A 6714-nucleotide genomic window follows, 5' to 3' on the forward strand; every position below is an offset into this window, starting at 1 on the left:
TGTTCCAATTGGCCGCTCGATCACGGCCTCTTCCGTCTCTTTGCGCGCGCGCCATTCCACCAGCGTCTTGATGCCGAGGGTGACCAGCGCCAGCAGCGTCAGCAGCGAGGCCACCGCGAAGGCCGCCGCGAAGTTGTACTCGTTGTAAAGGATCTCAACGTGCAGCGGCATGGTGTTGGTCAGCCCACGGATATGGCCCGACACCACCGACACCGCGCCGAACTCGCCCATCGCCCGCGCATTGCACAGGATCACGCCGTACAGCAGGCCCCAGCGGATATTGGGCAGCGTGATATGGCGGAAGGTCTGCCAGCCCGAGGCGCCCAGCACGATCGCGGCTTCTTCCTCTTCACTGCCCTGCGCCTGCATCAGCGGGATCAGCTCGCGCGCCACGAATGGGAAGGTCACGAAGATCGTCGCCAGCACGATGCCGGGCACCGCGAACATGATCTTGATGTCATGCGCTTCCAGCCACGGGCCGAACCAGCCCTGCGCGCCGAACAGCAGCACATAGACCAGGCCCGAGATCACCGGCGACACCGAGAACGGCAGGTCGATCAACGTGATCAGCAGGTTCTTGCCGCGAAACTCGAACTTGGCGATGGCCCACGCCGCCGCCACGCCGAACACCACGTTCAGCGGCACCGCGATCGCCGCCACCGTCAGCGTGAGCTGGATCGCGGCCAGCGCGTCGGGCTCGACCAGCGCTTCCCAGTAGGTCTGCACGCCCTTGCGCAGCGCTTCATAGAAGACCGAAGCCAGCGGCACGAACAGGAACAGCGTGAGGAACAGCACCGCCAGCATGATCAGCGTATAGCGCACCCACGGTGCCTCGCTGGTGGCGTCGAACTGGTGATGGACCCGGTCCTGGCGCTGCGGGCCCAGGCGTCCCGAAACTGCGCCCGCCATGTCAGAACTCCTTGCCCGTCGCGGGCGCTTCCGGTGCGAGGGCAGCGCGCGCACCCGACTGGTGGCGGCGCGTCCACGCCTGCAGCAGGTTGATCAACAGCAGCAGCCCGAACGAGATCACCAGCATCACCACCGCCACCGCGGTGGCGCCGGCATAGTCGTATTGCTCCAGCTTGGAATAGATCATCAGCGGCGCGATCTCCGACACCATCGGCATGTTGCCGGAGATAAAGACCACCGAACCGTACTCGCCGGTGGCGCGCGCGAAGGACAGCGCGAAACCCGTCAGCAGCGCCGGCAGGATCGCCGGCAGGATCACGCGCCGGAAGGTCTGCAGCCGGTTGGCGCCCAGGCTGGCGGCCGCCTCTTCCAGTTCCTGCTCCACGTCTTCGAGCACCGGCTGCACCGTGCGCACCACGAACGGCAGGCCAATGAAGGTCAGCGCCACCACCACGCCCAGCGGCGTGAATGCAACCTTGATGCCGAGTGGCTCGAGGTAGCGGCCGATCCAGCCGTTGCCGGCGAACAGCGCGGTCAGCGCGATGCCGGCCACCGCGGTCGGCAGCGCGAACGGCAGGTCGACCAGCGCATCGATCAGGCGCTTGCCGGAAAAGCGGTAACGCACCAGCACCCACGCGACGATCAGCCCGAACACGGTATTGGCGATGGCCGCGACCAGCGACGCGCCGAAGCTCAGCTGCAGCGATGCCACCACGCGCGGCGCCGTGATCGCCGTCCAGAACGCGTCCCAGGTCATCGTGAACGTCTTGAGGAACGTCGCCGACAGCGGGACCAGGACGATCAGCGTCAGGTAGAACAGCGTGAAGCCCAGCGACAGGCCGAAACCGGGAAGCACGGTAAAGCGCTGCCTGGCGGGACCGCGCGGCGCACGCGAGGCCGGCGCATCGGGGATGCCCGGCGTGGGGGCATCCGCCAGAGATAGGGAGGGTGGCATGTCGTCTCGTCTGTCGTCGGCCGGCTTCGGGCACCGGATCCTTATGACGCCGGCGCATATTGCGCCGGCTTACGAGACAGATTCTGCAGACCCACCCTTATAAACAGAACGAATCTTTCTGAATTTTCTTAGACGATTTAGATATATGGAGCGCCCGGCGCCACTTCCAGCCCGGCTTCCCATGCCGCGGACATCACTCCAGTTGCCCCGGCATCCCCTGCATTCGCGATACGCTGCACCAGCGTGCCCAGCAGCTCCAGGCCCTCGGCCCAGTCGCCCAGATCGGAATCGGCGTTGATATGCCCCAGGTTGCCGGCATCGACCAGTTCACTGCCCCACAGCGTGCCCCAGCTGAAGGCGGTTCGCTGCGGCATCCACGGATCGTTGCGGCTGGCCACCAGGATGGTCGGGAACGGCAGGCGGTAGGTCGGCAGCAGGCTGGCGACGGCGAACTTGTCGGGATCGGCCGGCGCCACCAGCATCGCGCCGGCAATGCCCGCCGGGTCCAGCGACGCCTGCCGCAGCGTCGCCAGGCAGCCGAAGCTATGCGCCACCAGCACCGCGCCGCGCGTGGCCACGCGTTGCGCCCGCATCACGCCTTCCGAGACGCGCTCGGCCCACAGCGGCAGGCTCGGGCGCGACCAGTCATGCTGCTCCACGCGCTGCCAGTCCGGGAAGCGCTTCTCCCAGCGGCTCTGCCAGTGCCCCGGGCCGCTGCCATGCAGGCCCGGCACGGTCAGCACCTGCAGGTGTCGCGGAATTTCCAGGCGGGTACCATGCGCCGCCGATGATGGCCCTGCCGATGCTCCGATCGCTCGCGTCATACCGGCTCCTTGCTGAGTTCGTGTGCCGCTGGCGCGCCCGTGGCCGCCACTTGTGCCCGCAGCCCGGCCGTGCTGACCAGCGCGCCGGCGAAAGCGCCCTGCCCCAGGCCGATGCCTGCCGCCTGCAGCCGCTCCACGCTTTCGGCGTTCTGCAGCCGCCGCCCGATCAGCGTAACGCCGGCGCTGACGGCGCTGGCGCGCAGCCCCGCCAGCTGGCGATCGGTCCAGGTGCGGCGCATGTCGAGCTTGAGCCAGTCCGGCAACGCATGCGCCATCAGCGCGCCCGCCTCGGCCGGATCCGACGCCTGCAGGCTGACCGCGAAGCCGTTGCGGCGATAGTTGCCGACCACATGCAACAGCAGCGGCAGGTCGTCGTTGGCGCTGGCCGGCACCTGGATCACGAAGCGCTCCAGCGGCAACCCCAGCGACCGCAGTGCGCGCCGGAACGCGGCGCCGTGATCGTCGGCGACCGCGGCAAGCAGCCGGTTGTGCACGTTCAGCACCAGCTTGTGCGCACCGTCGGCGGCAAAGTAGTTGATCGCGTGCAGCAGCCGCGACAGGCGGTCCAGCGACACCAGCGTGGTGTCGTCGGCGGCCATCGCGAAAAGCTTCCACGCCGCCAGGCCCACGCCATCGTCGGCATAGGTATGGATCGAGCCTTCATGCGCGACCACCGCGCGGTCGGCCAGGGTCACCAGCGGCTCGAAGGCGCTGGTCAGCGAGCAATTGAAGAATTGTCCCTGCACCTGCCCGCGCGCGTCGCGCCACAGTTGCCGGTCGGCCAGCGGCCGGCGCGGCAGCGATTCCAGATAGCGTTGCAGCGGATTGGCTGCGCTGGCGGGTTCATGCACGCCTGGCATGGCGATTTCCTTCGGTTGACCGGACCACGTCGGGTCCCATGGTCGGATTGGTGATGGCAACGGCGCTGCTGTCGCTGCGCTCGCCTGCCTGCTCATGATAGGAGTTCAGCGGGCGGCGGCGAATGAAGATTCCGGCCTGTCGATGTGCGCGCCCTTGTCGATGCGCTGCGCACGGCGCTTCGTTGCCGCATCGAGGGGCGAAGAAGCCGCCGGCGCTTGCCGCATCACCCGCTGCAGCACCGCGGCTTCCAGTCGCGCGAAGCCGGCGTCGCCGCGCTGGCGCGGCCGCGCCAGCGCCACGCGCTCGTCCATGGCGATATGGCCATCCTCGATCAGCACGATACGGTCAGCCAGTGCCACGGCCTCGGGGACGTCGTGCGTCACCAGCAGCGCCGTGAAGCCAAGCCGCCGCCACAGGCCTTCGATCAGCCCCTGCATTTCGATGCGCGTGAGCGCATCCAGCGCGCCCAGCGGCTCATCGAGCAGCAGCAACTGCGGGTGATGCACCAGCGCGCGCGCCAGCGCCACGCGCTGCCGCTGCCCGCCGGACAGCCTTGCGGGCCACGCCTGCGCGCGCTCGGCCAGGCCCACCTGCGCCAGCACCTCGCCCGCTTCGCCGCGCCGCGCGCGCGGCAGGCCCAGCGCCACGTTGTCCAGCACGCGCTTCCACGGCAGCAGCCGCGCGTCCTGGAACATCACGCGCACGTCGGCGCCGCGCCCGCGGCGGCTTCTCACGTGGTCATGCGTGTCACCGTCGATCGCAATGGTGCCGCCGTCAGTCCCTTCCAGCCCCGCCACCAGCCGCAGCAGCGTGCTCTTGCCGCAGCCGCTGCGCCCGACGATGGCGACGAACTCGCCCGGCGCCACGTCGAGCGCCACATCGTGCAGCACTTCGCGGCCGTCATAGCGCTTGACCACCTGGCGCAAGCGCAGCGCGACGCCTCCATGGCGGTGCGGTGCCGCTGCCTCGTGCCTGACTGCCTCGCGGTGTGCGAGGCCCGCTTCCAGTTCGACCAGCGCGGCCTGTTCCACCGGATACATCTGCATGTCGATCTCCCTGCCGCGCGTGCGGCGTTGCGTGTTTCAGGCGGCTGCGTAACCGGGGTGCCAGCGCAGCCAGTAGCGCTCCAGGCCGCGTGACAGCAAGTCGGCCAGCTTGCCCAGCAGCGCATAGAGCAGGATGCCCACCAGCACCACATCGGTCTGCAGGAATTCGCGCGCGTTCATGGTCATGTAGCCGATGCCGGATTGCGCGGAGATGGTCTCCGCGACGATCAGGATCACCCACATCAACCCGAGCGAAAAACGCACGCCCACCAGGATCCCCGGCAACGCCCCGGGCAGGATCACTTCACGGTAGAGCTGCCAGCCGGACAGCCCGTAGCTGCGCGCCATCTCCACCAGCCCGGTATCGACCGAGCGGATGCCGTGGTAGGTGTTCAGGTACACCGGGAAGAACACCCCCAGCGCCACCAGGAACAGCTTGGCGCTCTCGTCGATGCCGAACCACAGGATCACCAGCGGGATCAGCGCCAGCGGCGGGATATTGCGCACCATCTGCAGCGTGCTGTCGAGCAGCGTGGCCGCGCCGCGAAAGGTGCCGGTCAGCAGCCCCAGCAGCAGGCCCAGCCCGCCGCCAATGGCAAACCCGGCCAGCGCGCGCCAGGTGCTGGCGCCAACGTGTTTCCACAACTCGCCCGAACGGGCCAGGTCCCATGCGGCCTGCAACACGGCCAGCGGGGCCGGCAGCACGCGGTTCGACAGCCAGCCGTTCTGCGAGGCCGCCTGCCACACCACGACCAGCAGCACCGGCACGATCCATGGCGCCACGGCGCGCGCCAGCGCGGCTGGATGTCGGCGTGGCAACGGAAGATGAGGAGCGCTCATGCTGTCCTCCTTCAGCTTTGCGCGGCGCGCGGCACGATGCCGGTCGCCATGACTTCGCCGAACGGGCCCGACAGCACCTTGCCCGGCAACTTCTCGCGCACCGAGCGCGGCAGCAGCGGAAACACCAGTTCGGCAAAGCGATAAGCCTCTTCCAGGTGCGGATAACCGGACAGCACGAAGGTGTCGATGCCGAGTTCGGCGTACTCGCGCATGCGCCCGGCAACGGTGTGCGGATCGCCCACCAGCGCAGTGCCCGCGCCGCCGCGCACCAAGCCGACGCCCGCCCACAGGTTGGGGCTGATTTCCAGCGCCTCGCGCGTGCGGCGCGCACTGCCGCCCGCATGCAGCGCGGCCATGCGGCGCTGCCCTTCCGAATCCATCTTGGCGAACACTGCCTGCGCGCGCGCCACGGTCTCATCGTCGAGGCGGCTGATCAGGTCTTCGGCGGCGGCCCACGCGGCGGCATCGGTCTCGCGCACGATCACGTGCAGCCGGATGCCGAAGCGGACCGTGCGGCCATGCGTGGCCGCATGCCGGCGCACATCTTCCAGCTTCTGCGCCACGTCCGCCGGTGGTTCGCCCCAGGTCAGGTAGGTATCGACCTGCTCGCCCGCCAGCGCGTGCGCCGGCGCCGACGAGCCGCCGAAGTACACCGGCGGATGCGGCCGCTGCAGCGGCGGATAGAGGACGCGCGCGCCCTTCACGCTCAGATGCTTGCCCTGGTAGTCGATCTGGCCGCTGTCATGGCTGGCCGCCAGCACGTCGCGCCAGATGCGCAGGAACTCGGCCGAGGCCTCGTAGCGCGCGCCGTGGTCGAGGAACAGGCCATCGCCTTCCAGCTCGGCGGTGTCGCCGCCGGTGACGAGGTTGATCAGCAGCCGGCCATTGGAGAGGCGGTCGAACGTCGCCGCCATGCGCGCGGCCAGCGTCGGCGCCATCAGGCCCGGGCGCACGGCCACCAGGAACTTGAGGCGCTGCGTCACGGCCGACAGGGCCGCCGCCGCCACCCACGGGTCTTCGCAAGAACGACCGGTAGGGATCAGCACCCCTTCATAGCCGAGCGTATCGGCGGCCACCGCGACCTGCTTCATATAGTCGAAACTGACTTCGCGCGCGCCTTCGGAGGTGCCGAGGTAGCGGCTGTCGCCGTGGGTGGGGATAAACCAGAATACGTTCATGTCGTGCTCCTTGTTGCTGTGCGGCGCTTAGGGATGGTCTGAAAAACCTCTGCCAACGGAAGGGCGGCAGAGACGTTAAATGAGGATCACGAAAGCTGCAT

The 6714-nt window shown here is 68.6% G+C and carries 7 protein-coding genes; all 7 read right to left on the minus strand.

Translation table 11 applies throughout. The features are described 5' to 3' along the window. Nucleotides 1–909: sulfate ABC transporter permease subunit CysW (gene cysW / locus J8I34_RS20760; RefSeq protein ID WP_209806862.1), on the minus strand; the 909-nt coding region annotated here is incomplete at its 3' end. Between the two features lies 1 nt (nt 910). Continuing rightward, on the minus strand, nt 911–1864 hold the full coding sequence (cysT, locus tag J8I34_RS20765; RefSeq protein ID WP_209806863.1) for a sulfate ABC transporter permease subunit CysT: 954 nt from the start codon (nt 1862–1864) through the stop codon (nt 911–913). Nucleotides 1865–2001: 137 nt separating this feature from the next. After that, entirely contained in the window at nt 2002–2688 is a 687-nt protein-coding gene (locus tag J8I34_RS20770; protein ID WP_209806864.1) for an RBBP9/YdeN family alpha/beta hydrolase, read from the minus strand. Further along, entirely contained in the window at nt 2685–3548 is an 864-nt protein-coding gene (locus J8I34_RS20775; RefSeq protein WP_209806865.1) for an EAL domain-containing protein, read from the minus strand. The genes J8I34_RS20770 and J8I34_RS20775 overlap by 4 nt, the downstream gene beginning before the upstream one ends. Before the next feature lie 105 nt (nt 3549–3653). Then, the gene (locus J8I34_RS20780; protein WP_209806866.1) at nt 3654–4595 is read right to left on the minus strand and encodes an ATP-binding cassette domain-containing protein; all 942 of its coding nucleotides are present in this window, start codon (nt 4593–4595) and stop codon (nt 3654–3656) included. A 36-nt stretch (nt 4596–4631) separates the two neighbouring features. Beyond that, complete coding sequence (ssuC, locus tag J8I34_RS20785; RefSeq protein WP_209806867.1) at nt 4632–5435, minus strand: aliphatic sulfonate ABC transporter permease SsuC; 804 nt, start codon at nt 5433–5435, stop codon at nt 4632–4634. Between the two features lie 11 nt (nt 5436–5446). Next, nucleotides 5447–6613 (minus strand): FMNH2-dependent alkanesulfonate monooxygenase, encoded by a 1167-nt coding sequence (ssuD, locus tag J8I34_RS20790; RefSeq protein WP_209806868.1) that lies wholly within the window; start codon nt 6611–6613, stop codon nt 5447–5449. Nucleotides 6614–6714 lie beyond the last annotated feature (101 nt).

The organism is Cupriavidus phytohabitans (assembly GCF_017815025.1).
Classification (GTDB): domain Bacteria; phylum Pseudomonadota; class Gammaproteobacteria; order Burkholderiales; family Burkholderiaceae; genus Cupriavidus.